The organism is Microcystis sp. LE19-84.1B (assembly GCF_027531875.1).
Classification (GTDB): Bacteria; Cyanobacteriota; Cyanobacteriia; order Cyanobacteriales; family Microcystaceae; genus Microcystis; species Microcystis panniformis.
The window spans coordinates 1-16,286 of sequence record NZ_JAPZSR010000468.1 but is presented as its reverse complement, the minus strand read 5'-3'; the positions used below and the strand labels follow the sequence as shown (position 1 = coordinate 16,286).

27 protein-coding genes are annotated in these 16,286 nt (G+C 46.3%); 16 read left to right on the top strand and 11 right to left on the bottom strand.

The window, feature by feature from the left end; genetic code table 11:
- The 3 genes from O9324_RS26095 to O9324_RS26085 all read left to right on the top strand — a co-directional run.
- Nucleotides 1-274: zinc ribbon domain-containing protein (locus O9324_RS26095; protein ID WP_288141731.1), on the top strand; the 274-nt coding region annotated here is incomplete at its 5' end.
- Nucleotides 275-325: 51 nt separating this feature from the next.
- Complete coding sequence (locus tag O9324_RS26090; RefSeq protein ID WP_288141730.1) at nt 326-1,306, top strand: GntR family transcriptional regulator; 981 nt, start codon at nt 326-328, stop codon at nt 1,304-1,306.
- Complete coding sequence (locus tag O9324_RS26085) at nt 1,287-2,735, top strand: ParB N-terminal domain-containing protein (RefSeq protein ID WP_288141729.1); 1,449 nt, start codon at nt 1,287-1,289, stop codon at nt 2,733-2,735. Before O9324_RS26090 ends, O9324_RS26085 begins: the two co-directional genes overlap by 20 nt.
- Nucleotides 2,736-2,901: 166 nt before the next feature.
- Here O9324_RS26085 and O9324_RS26080 read toward each other — a convergent pair whose 3' ends face one another.
- Both O9324_RS26080 and O9324_RS26075 read right to left on the bottom strand, forming a co-directional pair.
- Complete coding sequence (locus tag O9324_RS26080) at nt 2,902-3,321, bottom strand: type II toxin-antitoxin system VapC family toxin (RefSeq protein ID WP_288141728.1); 420 nt, start codon at nt 3,319-3,321, stop codon at nt 2,902-2,904.
- Nucleotides 3,318-3,533 (bottom strand): hypothetical protein, encoded by a 216-nt coding sequence (locus O9324_RS26075; protein WP_288141727.1) that lies wholly within the window; start codon nt 3,531-3,533, stop codon nt 3,318-3,320. Before O9324_RS26075 ends, O9324_RS26080 begins: the two co-directional genes overlap by 4 nt.
- A gap of 523 nt (nt 3,534-4,056) precedes the next feature.
- On the opposite strand from O9324_RS26075, the gene O9324_RS26070 reads away from it, so the two are divergent.
- From O9324_RS26070 to O9324_RS26020, 11 genes are all read left to right on the top strand, one after another.
- Nucleotides 4,057-4,506, top strand: coding sequence for a DUF6933 domain-containing protein (locus O9324_RS26070; protein WP_288141726.1), 450 nt, complete (start codon nt 4,057-4,059; stop codon nt 4,504-4,506).
- Nucleotides 4,507-4,900: 394 nt separating this feature from the next.
- A complete protein-coding gene (locus O9324_RS26065) occupies nt 4,901-5,245 on the top strand; it encodes a hypothetical protein (protein WP_288141733.1) in 345 nt (114 codons plus the stop codon).
- On the top strand, nt 5,175-5,714 hold the full coding sequence (locus O9324_RS26060) for a tyrosine-type recombinase/integrase (protein ID WP_288141732.1): 540 nt from the start codon (nt 5,175-5,177) through the stop codon (nt 5,712-5,714). Before O9324_RS26065 ends, O9324_RS26060 begins: the two co-directional genes overlap by 71 nt.
- 86 nt (nt 5,715-5,800) lie before the next feature.
- Nucleotides 5,801-6,061, top strand: coding sequence for a YlcI/YnfO family protein (locus O9324_RS26055; protein WP_353851749.1), 261 nt, complete (start codon nt 5,801-5,803; stop codon nt 6,059-6,061).
- Nucleotides 6,054-6,491 carry a type II toxin-antitoxin system VapC family toxin gene (locus tag O9324_RS26050; protein ID WP_288141724.1) on the top strand — a complete coding sequence of 146 codons (438 nt, stop codon included), beginning with the start codon at nt 6,054-6,056 and terminating at the stop codon, nt 6,489-6,491. Before O9324_RS26055 ends, O9324_RS26050 begins: the two co-directional genes overlap by 8 nt.
- Complete coding sequence (locus O9324_RS26045; RefSeq protein ID WP_353851748.1) at nt 6,484-7,380, top strand: hypothetical protein; 897 nt, start codon at nt 6,484-6,486, stop codon at nt 7,378-7,380. Before O9324_RS26050 ends, O9324_RS26045 begins: the two co-directional genes overlap by 8 nt.
- Before the next feature lie 591 nt (nt 7,381-7,971).
- Nucleotides 7,972-8,280, top strand: coding sequence for a nucleotidyltransferase family protein (locus O9324_RS26040; RefSeq protein ID WP_271991629.1), 309 nt, complete (start codon nt 7,972-7,974; stop codon nt 8,278-8,280).
- Nucleotides 8,267-8,614, top strand: coding sequence for a HepT-like ribonuclease domain-containing protein (locus O9324_RS26035; protein ID WP_024968660.1), 348 nt, complete (start codon nt 8,267-8,269; stop codon nt 8,612-8,614). Before O9324_RS26040 ends, O9324_RS26035 begins: the two co-directional genes overlap by 14 nt.
- A 471-nt stretch (nt 8,615-9,085) precedes the next feature.
- Entirely contained in the window at nt 9,086-9,370 is a 285-nt protein-coding gene (locus O9324_RS26030) for an AbrB/MazE/SpoVT family DNA-binding domain-containing protein (RefSeq protein WP_123230037.1), read from the top strand.
- Nucleotides 9,367-9,804 carry a type II toxin-antitoxin system VapC family toxin gene (locus tag O9324_RS26025; protein ID WP_288141722.1) on the top strand — a complete coding sequence of 146 codons (438 nt, stop codon included), beginning with the start codon at nt 9,367-9,369 and terminating at the stop codon, nt 9,802-9,804. The genes O9324_RS26030 and O9324_RS26025 overlap by 4 nt, the downstream gene beginning before the upstream one ends.
- Before the next feature lie 214 nt (nt 9,805-10,018).
- Nucleotides 10,019-10,621, top strand: coding sequence for a heme-binding protein (locus O9324_RS26020; protein ID WP_110545919.1), 603 nt, complete (start codon nt 10,019-10,021; stop codon nt 10,619-10,621).
- A 2-nt stretch (nt 10,622-10,623) separates the two neighbouring features.
- Here O9324_RS26020 and O9324_RS26015 read toward each other — a convergent pair whose 3' ends face one another.
- The 9 genes from O9324_RS26015 to O9324_RS25975 all read right to left on the bottom strand — a co-directional run bounded on the left by O9324_RS26015 (nt 10,624) and on the right by O9324_RS25975 (nt 15,141).
- Nucleotides 10,624-11,097 carry a DUF29 domain-containing protein gene (locus tag O9324_RS26015; protein WP_288141721.1) on the bottom strand — a complete coding sequence of 158 codons (474 nt, stop codon included), beginning with the start codon at nt 11,095-11,097 and terminating at the stop codon, nt 10,624-10,626.
- A 191-nt stretch (nt 11,098-11,288) separates the two neighbouring features.
- Complete coding sequence (locus O9324_RS26010; RefSeq protein WP_288141720.1) at nt 11,289-11,552, bottom strand: hypothetical protein; 264 nt, start codon at nt 11,550-11,552, stop codon at nt 11,289-11,291.
- A 67-nt stretch (nt 11,553-11,619) separates the two neighbouring features.
- On the bottom strand, nt 11,620-12,210 hold the full coding sequence (locus O9324_RS26005; RefSeq protein ID WP_288141719.1) for a prepilin-type N-terminal cleavage/methylation domain-containing protein: 591 nt from the start codon (nt 12,208-12,210) through the stop codon (nt 11,620-11,622).
- On the bottom strand, nt 12,200-12,544 hold the full coding sequence (locus O9324_RS26000; RefSeq protein WP_288141718.1) for a hypothetical protein: 345 nt from the start codon (nt 12,542-12,544) through the stop codon (nt 12,200-12,202). The genes O9324_RS26005 and O9324_RS26000 overlap by 11 nt, the downstream gene beginning before the upstream one ends.
- 150 nt (nt 12,545-12,694) lie before the next feature.
- Complete coding sequence (locus tag O9324_RS25995) at nt 12,695-13,021, bottom strand: hypothetical protein (protein ID WP_288141717.1); 327 nt, start codon at nt 13,019-13,021, stop codon at nt 12,695-12,697.
- A 162-nt stretch (nt 13,022-13,183) separates the two neighbouring features.
- A complete protein-coding gene (locus tag O9324_RS25990) occupies nt 13,184-13,381 on the bottom strand; it encodes a hypothetical protein (protein WP_288141716.1) in 198 nt (65 codons plus the stop codon).
- Between the two features lie 10 nt (nt 13,382-13,391).
- Nucleotides 13,392-13,937, bottom strand: a complete 546-nt coding sequence (locus O9324_RS25985) for a siphovirus Gp157 family protein (RefSeq protein WP_288141715.1) — start codon at nt 13,935-13,937, stop codon at nt 13,392-13,394.
- A gap of 54 nt (nt 13,938-13,991) precedes the next feature.
- Nucleotides 13,992-14,651 carry a hypothetical protein gene (locus tag O9324_RS25980; RefSeq protein WP_288141714.1) on the bottom strand — a complete coding sequence of 220 codons (660 nt, stop codon included), beginning with the start codon at nt 14,649-14,651 and terminating at the stop codon, nt 13,992-13,994.
- 70 nt (nt 14,652-14,721) lie between these two features.
- Nucleotides 14,722-15,141, bottom strand: a complete 420-nt coding sequence (locus O9324_RS25975) for a hypothetical protein (RefSeq protein ID WP_288141713.1) — start codon at nt 15,139-15,141, stop codon at nt 14,722-14,724.
- 194 nt (nt 15,142-15,335) lie between these two features.
- On the opposite strand from O9324_RS25975, the gene O9324_RS25970 reads away from it, so the two are divergent.
- Nucleotides 15,336-15,545 (top strand): hypothetical protein, encoded by a 210-nt coding sequence (locus O9324_RS25970; protein ID WP_288141712.1) that lies wholly within the window; start codon nt 15,336-15,338, stop codon nt 15,543-15,545.
- Nucleotides 15,546-15,738: 193 nt separating this feature from the next.
- Entirely contained in the window at nt 15,739-16,074 is a 336-nt protein-coding gene (locus O9324_RS25965) for a hypothetical protein (protein ID WP_288141711.1), read from the top strand.
- The last annotated feature ends 212 nt before the right edge of the window (nt 16,075-16,286 follow it).

Genomic DNA, 16,286 nt, shown 5'->3' with positions numbered 1-16,286 from the left:
GAGATGTTCCTGTTGTGGGAATATCGGCGGTAAGAAAGCATTAAATATCCGTGAGTGGGAATGTCTTTTCTGTGGGACTTTCCATGATCGAGACATCAATGCTGCGGTAAATATCAAGGTCGCCGGTGGGCAATCGGAGACTTTAAACGGACGTGGAGGAAAGTGTAAGACTTCTGTTAGAGAAGCATCATCCCGTGAAGCGTCAACCCATCCGAAGATCGTTCAATTAAGTTTGTTCGATCTGCCGGTCATCACCGTCCGTTCCTGGCGGTGAGGATGTCAAGTTCGTTCACTGAAATTATCTGGAACCCAATACGATTTATGGTTGTATCTCTACTCCCGCGACCCCTACGGTGATCGGTTTGTCGAAATCCCCTCACCCGCAGAGATCGCCGTGGAACTGGGAGTAAATCCCCGTACCATCCAGAGAGCGGCACAACGTTTACAGGATGCCGATCTCTTCGATTTTGCCATAGATAAATGGAAGGCCAAAAACACCACCAGCAACGGCAAGGGAAAAAATTTTGCTTCGGACAAAATGATCCAAAAACGGACAAAAAGATCCCGTTGCGGACAAAATGATCCCGTTGACGACAAAACGATCCAATTGTCGGCAATCAAACAAAATGATCCGATTGTCGAGTCAAAACCCTTGTCAGATAAGGATTCTACCGAGCCTCAGACTATCCAGATTATTCAGACATCCCAGACCGTCGGGGGGATAAAAAATAAATGTATTGAAAACTCTGAAGAGGAGCGAGGAAATTTCGGTAAGTTATCGGCCGTTTTGGAAGAAATGGTAATCGATCAAAACCTCTCGGTGGAAAGTGGGAAAGAAGAGGAAATTTCTCGGCAAGTTATTCCCGATTCGGTCAGGGTCAAGTTGCAAGAGTTGGGGATTGCCCTCGATGAAAGGGTATCTAAGATGATCGAGGATCACGATATATCTCAGGTTTGGGGTGCGATCAGGCACATTGAGGAGACTTGGGAGACGATCGATAATCCCCGAGGGGTGTTTTTATATCGAGTTCCGAGACAGGAGAAAGAGAAGTCTTTAAAAAATCCCTTAAACCGAGAATTTTTGCAATGGTACGAGCGAGCGATTATCGAAGGATTGGTGCGGGCGCGACCGCCTGAATATCTGCCCCTCGACCAATTTCGAGAACCCAAGGTTTTCCTTCCAGACGGTCAACTGATAGGGTGGCGCAAGGTGGCGGCGGGGGAATACGACACAGCTGCCAGTCCCCAACAAATGGCGGAGTTCTTTGAGATTTTGAGAGGTTGTTATGGAACTTCCCAGAAATGAAGAAGAGGAGATAATAGGCGAACGGTTGCGGCGGATCGAGGCCGAACTGACTCAGACCGCTGGGGAGAAGAGGAAAAAAAAGGCCGATCTGCAATACCTGAGTGATCTCGGTGACGATCTTCGGGCTTACCTGAATTTAATGGCAGGTCAAGCCGTTACCGACGGCAAACGGTTGGGGGTTATCGCTCAGTTGTCTCTCCCGTCGGTGGGTTTGCCGGTCGTTTGGGTTAGTTGGTACGCTTCCGTTCCCGTTCCCGAACGACCCAACAGGTTAAAGGACGAGCCGTTCTTGTGCGATTTGAAGGTTGGTGACACCGTTACCATAAATGGGAACCATCCCGAAGCCGCCGGCAAAACCTTCGAGGTCAGGGAGTTTAAGGGGAACGGCTGGATTCTCACCACCGACAACCGGCTATTTCACTGTGAGTTTTTTCTGTCCCTCGGTTTAACCCCCGAACCTCACTTAACGAAATCCGATCGGGAAGACCCCGCGCCAGAATCCTTAGCCATCGCTCTGATCCGTACCGACGGCGGTACACAACCGAGAGCGACGATCAATCAACTCACCGTCGCCGAATATGCCGAGGATATGCGTTCCGGCGATCATTTTCCCCCCGTGTTGGTGTTCTGGGATGGTGGCGATTACTGGTTGGCCGATGGCTTTCACCGGCTCTTGGCCGCCCAGTCTTTGGAATTACCCGCAATCGCCGTCGATATCCGTCGGGGAACCAGACGGGATGCGATCCTCTACTCGGTCGGGGCGAATGCCCATCACGGTCTCAGACGTAGTAATGTTGATAAACGACGGGCGGTGTTGATGCTCTTGCAAGACCGGGAATGGTCGCGCTATAGTAACAACCGTATTGCCAAATTATGTTTTGTTTCCGCCGATCTGGTCAATCGTTTACGTCTCTCACTTAACGATTCGTTAAGTGAGAGACAGAGAATTTATCAGACCAAACACGGAACCGTATCGACCATGGACACAACTAACATCGGTCGGCATCGAAAATCGTTAAGTGAAAGAGAAGACGGGACGTTAACGGAAAAATCGTTAAGTGAAGATGGGTCGGTTAAATCTGCTCGGTTGACCGTGGGAAATTCCGTCACTGTTACCGGTGAGCATCCCAGAAAAGGACAGACGGGTGAGATAACCGCGTTGCCCAACCCCTACGCGGCCATCATTCTTTTCGACGATGGTAACAGGGAAATGTTAGGTTCGGACTTCCTTTCCCCAAAAACCATCGACCCTAAATTTCAGGTCAAAGAAGGGCTGAATTACAGGGCGGGTAACGGCTGTGAGTGGTATGTCAGGGTAGAACAGGCTACTTGGGAGCGGCTGTTAGGATACCGAAATCGCGTCGGTACGGCAACCATCGATGGAGCCATCAAACGAATGTTAGAAAGTATCGAGAACAGCCCACCCTAACGGAACCTTAACTTGGTTTGAGCCGCTCGCTTAAGGAATTTTTCGAGGTTCTCACTTAACGAATCGTTAAGTGAGGGGAGTGGATAAGACCTTATCGTTAGGCAGCGATCGATGACTTAGTGATCATCTTTCTGGGTATCGAGTATTAACACGGAACAATTACAGATTAGAGAAACCAATTTTCAATCACTAAACCTTCTAAATCTTGAAAATCATCAACATTATTGGTAACTAAAGTCAAATTGTTGGTAAAAGCAATAGACGCTATTTGACCATCGACAAAAGCAGGACTCTTACCGACTTTAGACAACCTTGACCTTTCCCGTGCGTGATATTGGGCTGATTTTAAGTCAAAATCGAATAAAGGTAGATTGGCTAAAATAACGTTATTTACATAATCCTCTAAGTCTTGGCGTTTTTTAGACAGAGGAAGTCGAAAACAACCAAATAATAGCTCATGGATTACTAAAGTAGCTGTGGCTATTTCCCGTTTAGATAATCTTAGCTTTGTCATGACCTTCTCATTCGGGTGAGGTCGTTTAGCCTCTGACAAAATATTAGTATCTAGCAAATATTTGAGAGTCATAAACGAACATCTCTACCCGTTGACTTATCCCGTAAATTATCAAAAGTATCATCATCAAGACTTGCCAAATCTACTCTTTGCCTAAAATCTTGCAAGGCTGACCAAAAATCATTAACCTCTCTAATTTCCACTAATACCTCTTCATTATCAGGAAAATCAACTTCCTCTAATAACTCAATAGTTTTGCCTTTTTTAATTCCTTTAACTAACATGACATCAACTCCTTCTAAGCTTAACTAGCTACCAGCAAAAATTGTTTCATCAATAAAATTATAGCACTTAATAGAATAATTGAAGATTTCGGGAGTCACAGCGCTCCGAATTGTCAGAAAGATTGAGGAAAAATTAAAATTTTATTCCGTTCAAACCATGTAATTATTCCTACCTAAGGGTAAGCGCACCTAAAACGCTATTGACAATTAACCAATTTTGTGAGCAGCATGGGCATTTCAAGTGACGAAGGTTTTTCGGCTCTTCGTTACTTGGTATGGTTCGATAGGGGGGCATAAATCGACTAAATCTCTATCTGGCAAGGGATTTAATTGATGAGTTCGCTTTAGATAAAAAACAATTGACAAAAATCGCCAAACGTCTTTCTCTATAAGGGTTCCATCTTTTATAACTCCCCTCCATTACATAATACAAACTGAAGAACTGTTAATCACGACTATTGAAAATTGGTATAATTTATTGATCCATTACTACTTTAGCTGATAATTAACTTTATTTTTAAAGATGAATCTAATTTTATCAAGTAAAGCGGCCGCAAGACTCCAAGTAGAAGTGCAGTCAAGAGAAGATTTTATCGCTGATGTTAATGCTTGGCGAATTGATGTCCTCGATCTCAGGAAGCGAGGTATTTTTCTCATTACTCAGGAAAAGAGTTTATACACCTTAATTTCTTCGTATAAGCAGGGAATTAAGGGAATTATCGCTCAAATTACCACCATTGACCAGCAAGAGGGCGATTCCCCTGAAACTCATTATCTCAAATCCGAGAATAGGAGTCTGGTAAGCTCCATGAATAACATGAAGAATTTAATCGCTAAATTAGATCGGTACAATGCAGTTGATAACGAAAGATTTGCAGAAATAATTAATCAGACTCCCTTTAAATATTTATCTTACCGTACCCCGACCGAATGTTACCAAAATCTCTTGAATCAATCGAAGGGAGTACAATAAAACGGTCGTGTTTTAATCTGTGGAAGCCCGTTTAAATAGCATACCAAATCGTCCATCACGTCAAATGTTTTCCCTCTATTTTCTGATGCTATTTGACCCCGTTCGTCGTCATTCCCCGACCGTCGAGCGTGCGACCCCGTTTTCTGACAACGGGACGTTGTCGGGATGTCGAACGTGATAATCTAGGTATCGTAAATCTACATTATCGCAACCCTAAATTCGTGTCAGCCACAGATCTAACCAGACGCGAGGATATCGCCCCCCTTCCACCTAGCTCGGGGCAAGCCCTCGACAACCCGGACGTATTAGCCCAACTGCTTGCGGCCAAGCGTTCGCCCCGGACGCGACACGCTTACGCGGGGGATTTAAAGGATTTCTTTGTCTTCGCCTTCGGTTGCGAGGAACCGACCCCGGGGGTAACGCAAGAATTTCTCTCCCTCGATCGGTTCGCCGCGCTCTCTTTGGTACTGCGCTACAAGGCTCACCTGCGGGACGAGCGGGGACTAGCGGAGGCAACGAGAAACCGGCGCTTATCGGCGATCAAGTCCCTGGTGAGATTGGCCAATCAACTGGGGCAATGCGATTTCAATCTGTCCGAGCTATCGGGGGACAAGGTGGTGCGTTACCGGGACACCACCGGGGTAAGCAAGGAAGTTTACCGCGACCTGTTGGCCGTTCCCGACCGTTCAACTCTCAAGGGGAAACGGGACTACGCCATCCTACGATTGCTCTGGGATAACGCCCTCCGGCGGGGGGAGATCGAGAGTGCGGACATCAAGGATCTCGATACCGAGGGTCGAACGTTGGCCATCTTCGGTAAAGGCCGGGGTCAACAGAAAGAAACGGTCAGTCTGTCGCGTCCGACCCTCGACGCACTTGTGGATTGGTTACGGGAGCGGCGGGAACTCGATATCCGTCAACCTCTTTTTATCGCCCTCGATCGCTGTAGTCGCGGTCATCGACTGACCGGCTCGGCGATCCATAAATTGGTGGCGAAAATCGCCGCTGCGGCCGGGGTGAACAAGAAAATGTCGCCCCACCGGGTGCGTCATTCGGGAATAACCGCCGCTCTCGACGCGACGGGCGGTGACGTGCGGCGGGTGCAGAAATTGAGCCGTCACGTCGATCTCAATACTTTAATGATCTACGATGACAACCGCAAAAACGTGCAGGGGGAAATCTCCGACCTGTTAGCGGGGTTGGTCTGAGCTTGGAGCAAAGCGCTGGTAGCCATATCTATCCTATAGGGCTGGCAAAATTCCCGTAAAATGTAACTAAACGGTGGTTATTGGAAATGGTTATGGAAAAGGAAGCGGTGACGATCCGATTCCCGTCTGAGTTGATGCGGCAGGCCAAGCGGCTCAAGTCTGGGAAAGAATCGTTTAACGAGCTAGTGGTGGAAGCCGTGGAGCGAGAGGTGAGGCGGCGTAAAGCCCTAGAAGCTCACGATACCATCCAGCGATTACGGGAAAATATCAAACGGAGAACGGGAGTACACCCCGACCCGCTCCCGTTGCTCCGTCAGTTGAGAGAGGGAGACGAGGAGATTGAGTAGTTACTGCATCGATACCAGTGTTTTCATCAAATATTTGTGTCCCGACGAACAGGAAGGAGCGGCGACGGAATTGGTCGGTCAGGCGCTATCGGGTCGGATCGTCCTTCCTTGTTTCGCATGGGCGGAAATCGCTTCGGTTTTGCGGAAAAAAATCAGGAGTGGTCTGCTAACGGAAGGGGAGGCGGGTCAACTCTATAGTGCCTTCGGGGAATTACCGATCGATTATGTCGATGGGGAAGATATTCGAGCGAGGGCGTGGGAGATGGCCCGGATGTACGGTTTACTGACGTTGTACGATGCGGTTTTTCTGGCGGTGGCCGAGAAAGAGTGCGCCAATTACTGGACGGCCGACACGGTATTCTTGAAGGCTCTCGTTCCCAAACCGTCCTATGTGTTCGCTCTGGGTGGGGAGAATGAACGCGATGGCTAAAAGACGGTCGGAATGGACAGAAGACGAACTCGATGAAATGTTAGCTTCTGCGGGGCGCGGGGTAGAAGCGATCTCGCGTAGCGAGCGCTTTGCGATCGAGGTGGAGGTGATCGAGTCCTCGCGACCTCTGAGCGAGGGAGAAGTTAGGGATAAGGATCGGTTGGAACGGACGGTAGAACGGGCTTTCTACGAGGCCGGTCGCGCCCTGCAAGAACTGCGCGACCGACGGCTGTACCGGGATGAGTACGACTCTTTCGAGGATTACTGTCGCGGGCGATTCGGTCACAGTCGGCAGAAGGCCAACTATTTAATCGTCGGTGCGGCGATCTACCGAACCCTGAGTGCCGCTAACTGCCCGCTCCTACCATCGAGCGAGTATCAGGTGCGCCCCTTGGCCGTCCTTGCCCCGCAACAACAACCCACCGTCTGGAATGAGGCCGTAGCGGAAGCCGGGGGCAAAACACCCTCGAACCGACTGGTTCGCGAGACGGTGGGTAAATACCGGGACAAAGGGAAAGCGAATGTTTTCGAGGTGGGGGAAGTGGTCGGTATCCTTGCCAAAGATAACCCGCGCCTGAAGGGGAAAAACAACTGTTGGGCGATCGTTACTGCCGTTCACCCGCGCTCCTGCGATCTGCGACTTCACGATGGGGCGATCGATCTGGTTAAAATCGAGTACCTCAAGGAGTTAGGCTACACCGAAGGGGACTGTCAGACGGTGCGGCGATTATGCGATCGATTGTCGAGACTGAGGGAACGCGAGGACTTGGAAGATGCCGCAGTCGCCTTTTTGGGAATCTTGGGGAAACTACAGCGACCCTACTTGAGCGAGTTGGAGGAAGGGATGCTGACCATGTTAGAGAAGTATTACGGGGTAGTGACCGATTGATTTTCGTCCTTGACTGGCGATCGTTCCCTCCGAATTACCGCGACCCCAGATCGAGGGACTACGAGCGGACGCGGGATCTAGGGGTGTTAGAATTGATAGACCGACCGCGTACCGGATCGCCATCTCTCTCTGCTCGCCATGAGTCAAAAGCCACCCTTCCCGCGACCCGAACTGGATTCCGCCCCGATTACCTTCGACCAATACGAAGCCTATACACCCGAAAAATTAGAGTTGTGGGAAGGTTTTAACCCCCCCTTTGCCTCTTGCCTCTTGCATGAGTGCCTTTCTTCACTAGGAAATTTATTTTGCACGACTACTTATTAATTAAGGCGATGGAGTTTGGCTCTTCGGGACTTGGTATGGTTCGATATGGGGGCATAAATCGACTAAATCCTTATCTGGCAAGAGACTTAATTGATTAGTTCGCTCTAGATCAAAAACAATTGACAAAAATCGCCAAATGCCTTTCTACATAAAGGTTCCATCCCTTATAACCCTCGTCCATTGCATAACACAAACCGAAGAGCCTGGAGTTTTAAGTCACCCCTCTTAAATCTGAGATTTAAAAATCATCAATTAGGAGTTTTAACCATGAAAAAAACAACTCTTCCTATTAATTTATCTCAAGAAGAAATTAAACAATTTTGTCAGCGTCACTCGATCTGCAAGTTATCTTTATTTGGTTCAGTATTAAGGGATGATTTTACAAGAGAAAGTGATGTTGATGTTTTAGTAGAATTTGAACAAGGGAAGACTCCTGGTTTAGCTATTATTACGATGGAAGATGAGTTATCAAATATAATAAATCGCCAGATAGATTTAAGAACAGCGGCAGATTTAAGCCGTTATTTTCGTGAGCAAGTCTTGGCAGAAGCTATAGTTATTTATGAGCAAAATTGATAATTTAACTCGGCTAAAACACATCAGAGATTCAGCAAAAGAGGCATTATCTTTTGTAAATAATCGCACCAGACAAGATTTAGATGACGATAGGATGTTATCTTTAGCTCTCGTAAGATTAATTGAAATAATGGGCGAAGCTGCTAATAATGTTTCTGAACCTTGCCAAGTTAAGTATTTTAAAATCCCATGGCGACAAATCATCGGCATGAGAAATCGTATTGTTCATGCTTATTTTGATATTGACTTAGATATTGTCTGGCAAGTAATCACTCAAGATTTAGGTTTACTTTTGATTGAAGTTGAAAAGGCAATTAAAGAATTGGAAGCGTAAATTATGGGAACAGGAAACAGTTTCGAGCCAATAGATTTCTTAGACCTCTTGCAAAAGTCTTAAGTCGATCCTTGTACAGCAACATTTTTGAAGATTATCAACTACTAATAAATAATTAACTGAAAGTCCCTCCCATTATTGTTTCTATGGTTTGTTTTCGGATTTATGCAAGAGGTCTATTGTAGAGCGGTCGCCGCGATCCACATATCGTTAGTGGGAATCGGATTGCCCTTTTTCCTCAAGCCAGAATAAACTTTAGCGTAATACAAAGGCGGTATCGCAATCGATCTCGCGTAGCGAGCGCTTTGCGTTCGCAAAACAGTTAATTTTGGATATTTCCCAAAATTGCTTAAGTTCCCTTCGGTTATCGAAAATTTGGGTTAAAACACCGTCGTTTTACGACGGCTTTTCCTGATTTTTGTCGAATTATTTTAGGGGTTTTAAGAGCTACAGGAGAAATATAGCGGTATAATGAAGATAAAAGAATTCAAGATAATTGCCATGGAATTAGTGACGCTTGATCGAAGTAGATGTATTCAAATTCCTGAAACTTTGCTGGAACAACTAGGCATTGAATATGATAGTCAATTTCAGGTAGAAGTTCAAGATGGTAAGCTAGTCTTAAATCCAATTAAAGAAGAGCCAAAGGTTTATTACGAGAATGATGTTTTGGTTGTTGACAGCCAATTGCTAGTTAATCCTGAAGCTTTTATCGAGGAGCTTAGACAAGAAAGAATGAATGAGCTAATGTTGTGATTAAAGTTTTATTCGATACGTCGGTTTTGGTTGCATCTATTTTAGTCAACCATGAACAGCACTCAGCTTGTATTTCTTGGTTAACCAGAGTTAAACGAGGAGAAATTCAGGGTTATATTGGAACTCATACTCTTGCAGAACTCTACGCAATTTTGTCGGCTTTTCCCGCAAAATCTCGTCTATCTCCTCAATTGGTACAACAATTAATTAAAGAAAATTTAGATTCCTTTGAGATTATTTCCTTAACAAGCGATGATTATAAAGCTGTAATTAATCTTATGGTAACTTTAAATTTAAGAGGAGGAGCGATTTATGATGCTTTAATTGCTTATGGTTCATTAAAAGCGGAAGTCGATCATTTATTAACTTTGAATTTCAAGCATTTTATCCGTTTTGGCGGGAGAATAGAGAAAATTTCTATGGAACCGCGATAACCTAACTAGCATATTATAGCGGTAAGCTCTTGAGTGAGATACAGACCAAGCTTTGCCTAGCATGGTTTATAGCTCGTGATACTGTACCTCATACGACTGCACACGGCTATAAACATCGCCTTCATAGTCTCTCTACTCGCGCTTAGAAATCAGTTGAGCGGTCAACGGAAGTCAACTCGTCCCACAATAGAGAGGTCATCGCGCCCGATTCCCCATGAAACTACCTTACCTATTGATACCGCTCGGCTTCATCGCCCTAACCGCTCTAGTGATCGGGGTCTATCAAGCTTCTAGCGCTCCCCTACCCGCGGGATTTCCGACCCCGACCCCGAACGGACGGATCGAGGTGAAGAACTATCCCGCCTATCGGGCTGCCACCTACCGTTATCGGGGTCAATTGTCCGAGGCCGCGAACCGGTCGTTTTATCCCCTGTACCAACACATCAGTTCCAACGAGATCTCGATGACCGCACCCGTCGAAACCCGTTATCCCGCAGACACGGGAGCGACATCGGGAGAGGCCGAAGTTTCCTTTCTCTACCGCGACACCGACACTTACCCGAAAGAGGTGGCCGATAACATTCGGATTGAGGATGTACCACCCATGACGGTGGTGAGCTTGGGATTACAGGGAGGTTACGATTTTGACAGTTACCAACAGGGATTGACCCGACTGAACGAATGGCTGGCAGAACATCCGAGCTACCGGGCGATCGGTTCCCCCCGTCGCTTTTTCTATGATGGCCCTTACGTTCCCGATCCCCTGAAACGGAGTGAGATACAGATACCTGTCGAGGCGGTATCGTCCAATCGTTGAACTTAGGGCCAATCCTGACTGGTATCGCAGAGGAAATGGTCGGTCAGGATGTCCTCGAAGGTGAAAAGACAGTGAGAGGGAAAAGTCCGTATCGGTAAGTCCGTGTCCCGCAAAGCCAAATCGACTCCGGCCTCGAAAGCATCGGATAAAGCCGTCGGTATCCGGGATTTTAAACTGGGATTGCCCTCTAGATGCCGTCTGATCGCTCGTCTCTGTTCTCTAATCGTCAAAAACCAACTACGAGAACGTTTATCTGGCTGATATTCCCATTTGAGAAGATGTCCTATCAAAACGGTTAGACGGCTCACCAGTTCTCGATATTCTTGTTTACCCAAGGAAATGATTTCCTCCCGCAAGTTTTGCCAGTCCAGTTCTTCTACCTGTCGGTTGGCTAGAACTTTCGCTTGTAGCTCTGTCCAGCCGTAGAAGTCGGATTCATACAGGGCATTCGCTCGATCTGACTTATTGGAATTCATATCTGACCATATTTGTACTGGAACTAGAGAATAGGAGGATTAACATTTTGATTTTGACAAAATATAGTCATTTCAGATAAGTCTGATACATTCTAGACCGATAAAACCCTTATGAACCCTGGCGTTGATATTCTCAATCTTAATTGAAATGACTATAGCTATCTGGCGGGGAATGTCCCCACCAATAAAGTTTACCAACCGCCACAGCAGTGACGATACTCGTCATAGATTTCGTGTTGTCGTTCGAGGGCGACGATTTCCTTCTCTTCTTGCCGTTGCCGAACGGTACTATCAATGGCGGCCTTCATGATAGCGTTATCGCCGTGAGCGAGTCTGAGGGTGTAGAGTTCGACCGGGGATAGAGGAAAGAGGGTTCGTGTTAGCAGGGTGAGGTCAAGGTTGGGAAGCTGGGGGAATTGTCGGGAGAGGTCGGCCAATAAAGTTTGTTCTGTCATCGTCGTGTTTCTTGAATGATTTGCACCCGATGGCGTTAGCCTTTTCTCCCGTCTTTTTTTTTCTTTTTTATCTCTGGCATCGGTTATCTTCGCGGATATCCCATGAACCATCGACACGGAATAAAAATAGACAGCGTTTGGCGGTCGTTCCCTGGGCGGTCAGTGTCAGTCGCCCTAATTGCCCCCAAGAACCGCCCAGACCGCCCCTCGTGTCTGCCCAACTAACCCGGTAGATCGTGCCGTTGTTTCCCCCGACACCGCTAACTCTTCTCAGGGTCGAATTAGCGGTGTCGATGTTGACCCCGTCGGTCAGAGACTGCCATTCGCTGACCGTCTCGCAATCGTCGCCGACTATCTTGGCCACCTCGATCCGTCCGTCGTCTTTCATGCAGAGGGCGGTGGGGGTGGTTCCGCTTCCTGTTGCATCGAAGCGGGTAAACTTCCAATGTTGGGAAAGTTCAAAGGTAGCTATATCTAGGCGTAGTTCCGCTATTAATCTCGAAAGTATAGAAAAACCGATCAGCAGTAGGATAGTGATCAGGGTTAAGGTGACGAGCATTTCGATAAAGCTGTAGCCGGATTGACCAGTTTTAACTCCCGTTTGCCTGCGCCCTATCTTTTTTACAGGGCGCTCGTCTTGATTCGATTTATATTTCATCTTTCCCATTTACCCAATTTATTCCTGCGTCTAATGCTTCTTCGATCGAGTCATAACATCCGCTCAAAAATTCATCTGATTCAAATTCGTTAAAAACTGCAATTCCGTTACCGTTGTTGATGGCAAAAGAATATTTATTTCGGTCGCTTGGGCATATATACACATCGATATTTAGTAGATGGCGAGGATAGCGTTTCTCTCGCTTCTGTGCGGTTGCCAAAGCTTTTTTTACTTGCTCCGCTTGCCATTGGTGGCCGCAGTTATCACAAATAATAGTGAGGCTTTTGAGGCTTTTTCTATAAGTTTCGGATGATTGGCATTGTGGGCAGTTCATGATTTTTAAATTTGTTAGGGGTTAAGATTGGGATTGCTTGAGCGGAAAAAGGGGGGATGTGGATCGCTAGAACCATTTCTAGATCGGCTTTTAATAGTATTGATAATATTAAGTCTATCAAGCCGATTTGATTTACTGATAATTTGTAGCTTAAAACTGCTGAATAATTATGCCTCCTTCAAATTGAATAACGGTAGTTTTGTTCTGTAAATATTCAAGTGCTGCCGCTTCTATTTCTTCTTGATCGCTATCTTCTGGGGGAATAAATGAATAATTCTCACCCGCTTTCAATACGCTAGGATACTCTGAGTATTCACACCGAAATAGAATTGGATCGAATTCTATTTTTGTGTTTGTACTGTCTTCTAAGTCTTCTAAATATTGAACTAGCGACAAGGCTCCGTCCCAAGACCAACTCGCATTATCATCTTTTTTGAGCAATTTTACCGCTTCGTCAGTAGTTAAATTTATGTACATTTTTCTACTCCTAATTTTTTTGATTTACTGATAACTGGTAAATTAAAAATTAGCTAGTGATGGCCGGGGGTGTTTGCTCTTGATAATTGGGAAATCTTAGATATTTCGAGAAATATTTGAAAGAACCTAGATGCAACCCCACCGACCGACGAATGAGTAAATTTAATTATCTCGTGCGGTTACTTGCCATTCGCAGTTATTGTCGAGGCTTGTCCGTTCATCGATTAGGTTCGCTTGGCTTTCATTTTCGATCGAGACAATGGGAAATATTTCCTCGAATAGCTGTTCGGCGTGGGCTTTGTTTTTGGCCATTATCGTCACCTCGATTTCTACTGTTATTATTCCCGTGTATTCTTTCATTGTTGTTCGTTTAGCGAATTATTAGCGAGTATTCGTGAGATTCGGAGAGAAAAGCCCAATCAATTGCCTTTTGATCGTCTGATTTGAGCAGTTCTTTAATTTTTGTCAGTTTGGGTGTGTATTCCACCAGCACATATTCCGGGGGTAGTTCTTCTGGGGGAACGTTGAGCATCACTCGCGTCGGCTTTCGACGCAAACCGACCTTAACGGTTACGCCATCGATGCGGGTTTGTCCCGTTCGTAGCATCTCGTTCGTTAGGTAGCGTCTCAATCGGTTAACCTGATTTTCTGTCTGTTCCGCTAGGGTGCGGATTCTTTTGGCTTCGGCTTTTCTTGCTTCGGCCAATGTCTCTTGATGGTGAATATAGGCCGCCACCCGTTCGGCTTTGTACTTAAAAGAATCACCAGCCTCTAGCCATTGGGTAAAGGCTTTTTCTAGCTTGGCTTCTCGTTCTCCGTCGGTTAGGGTTTCGTCTTCGCAGATAGCGGCGATCACCGTTTCCAGTTCGCCGATGATTTCCGCAAGTTGCCAGAGTCGGGGATTATTTTGGGTCATGGTTTTTTCTCGTGAATGGGGGAGAGGATCAACCTCTCCCGTGGTTTTTATCGATTAAGCTGCGGGTAGGGTGCGCTGATTTCGGGTTCCTTCTAGTTCTTGGCGTTGGGCGGTGAGTGCCTGTAATTGTTGTGCCGTCCAGCCGTCCACACAGATGAAATCGCGGGTTGCTTCCAAGTCGATCAGCTGATTGCCGTAAGCGATCACGAAGTCGCCAATAAGTTCTAGTTGCTGTTTTTCTTCTTCCGATTGCCGTTCGCGCCAGTCGAAACTAATGCTGTAGTAGGTTCCTTTTTCTCCTACTTCCCGATTGAAGCCAATCGTAAAGATGCCCATACCGGGTTCGCCGTGGTTCATCGCTTCCTGCACCTTGTTAAAAAGGTTGGAAATCGACTGCTTTTTAATGTAGGAAACACATACCGTATTTTTAGGCAGAATTTCGGGGGAAACGTTCGGGGCTGGGATGTAGAATAATTGAATCCAGGGTACATTTTCGGTCTTGCCCAAACTGCCGAAGAATTTGGAAACTTTGATGATGCCGATATCTATCTTTTGGTCGGGGTTAGTTTTGCGGTGTTGCGCTTCCGATCCACCGATAAAAAGCCCACCATCTTTGCAATTGATCCGCACCGAGTAGGGGATATCAAGTAAACAAATAGCATTATCGGGTCGCGTGCCGAAGACGGAAAATTGATGAGATTTTTTAGTAGCCATGATGATTTTCTCCTTGCATTTCTTTGAACTAAAATTGTTTGAGAATCCCCCAAAGGTGGGGGAATAAGTTTTACCACTTGGGCATATAACCCGTCGTGCGGTAGTTGTACTCATCGAAATCTATTTCATCGAAATGGATGATCTGGCCGTGCTTGCCAGCTTGAGATTCGACTAAGTAATCGAGTCCGAAAGCGTGGGAATCGATATAGCGCTGCATTCCCCGAATCTTGATCTCGGCTTCAAATTCTTTTAAATATTTCGGTTTGCGGACTTCGCACCAGTAGCAGCGATAAAAAGTATTGAAAGTTCGGATGTGACCCTCGACTTCCTCTTTTTTGCAGCCTAGATAGACCATAAAGGCTGGCTCGTCCTCCGTGGCATTGCCCCAGCCGTGCGGGTCTGTGGCGGTCTGGCAGATCACCACATTTTTGCAAAGTTGGTAAAGTTTGAAATTACCATTGGGTGAACTCTTGATCTCTTCTGCTATCATGTCATTACCTCATTTTGGTGAGCGTCGGGGGATGCAATTTCGCCGTTGTCCTCCCCCGTTTGATTCGAGTTCCTTAACTCGATGATTCTATTATAGCGTGTCGTCATGCTATAAGCAAGACTTTTGCCTAAAGTTTACAAAACTTTATAGCGTGTCGTCATGTTAGACTAAGGCCGAGAATAGTAAAAAAGAAAATGAGAGGAAGACCAGGGGGCAACCCCGATTTAGTAGAACATAGGTTCTCTACCGATAGGGACGAGCCTTGCACGGCCAAGTTAACGTTAAGGCTGCCGCCCTCTCAATATGCCAAGCTGAAAAAGATCGATAACTGGCAGGAAAAAGTTAGAGAGGTGATCACCTCTTTTTTGCAAGAGTTAGAGCATCCCGACAACTACGAAAAATAAAAGTCTTATCCGAATCATGGAGGCTACGCGGGGGGCTTTAGCTTTTTTTCTTTGGACGCTTCTCTTTCCGTGATCTTCTCTCGCGAACTAATTCCCTCGATCTGGTCTTTCTCCGATTAATGATAAAATATCAATCATTGAAGATAAAAAATTTTTATCTGTTAGGACAGACTAGAGATTAAATGATAAAGAGATGGGGAAAGTAGGAAAAATTCTCAATGCCGCCGACAAAGAGACAGCGATCGCTAACGGTATTCCCCTGGCCACGGTTTATAAGCGCATCGATCGGGGTTGGTCGGTAGAGGAGGCAATTTCTAAGCCGGCCCGACCCGTGGCGGTTGAGCGTCCGCGAGATGAGGTGGGGGAATTTGTACCGAGGGATAAGCTTTTGGGGCGGGGACGTTCCCTACGTTTACCGGCGGCTCTCGATCGAGAATTGGATTTGCTGATCGAGGCTTCTGGCAAGAATCAGAGTGATTTTCTGTCGGATATCATCGTCGAATGGTTGCGAAAAAAAGCCCCGATGTAGTCGGGGGAAAAGTTGTCTTAGTTACAGGTGTTATGATTGCCAATTTTCCAGCAAAAATAGGGAGGCTTTCGTCTCACCGTTCGCTTAAATTGAAGGGGTAAGGTGGGCAAAAAAGGTTAAAATCCTTGTGTAGTCAAGTGTTGGCCAACAAGGAGTCGAGCAATTACGTCACAAACACAGTCAGAACGAATAGATGATCTCCCTCTAATTAT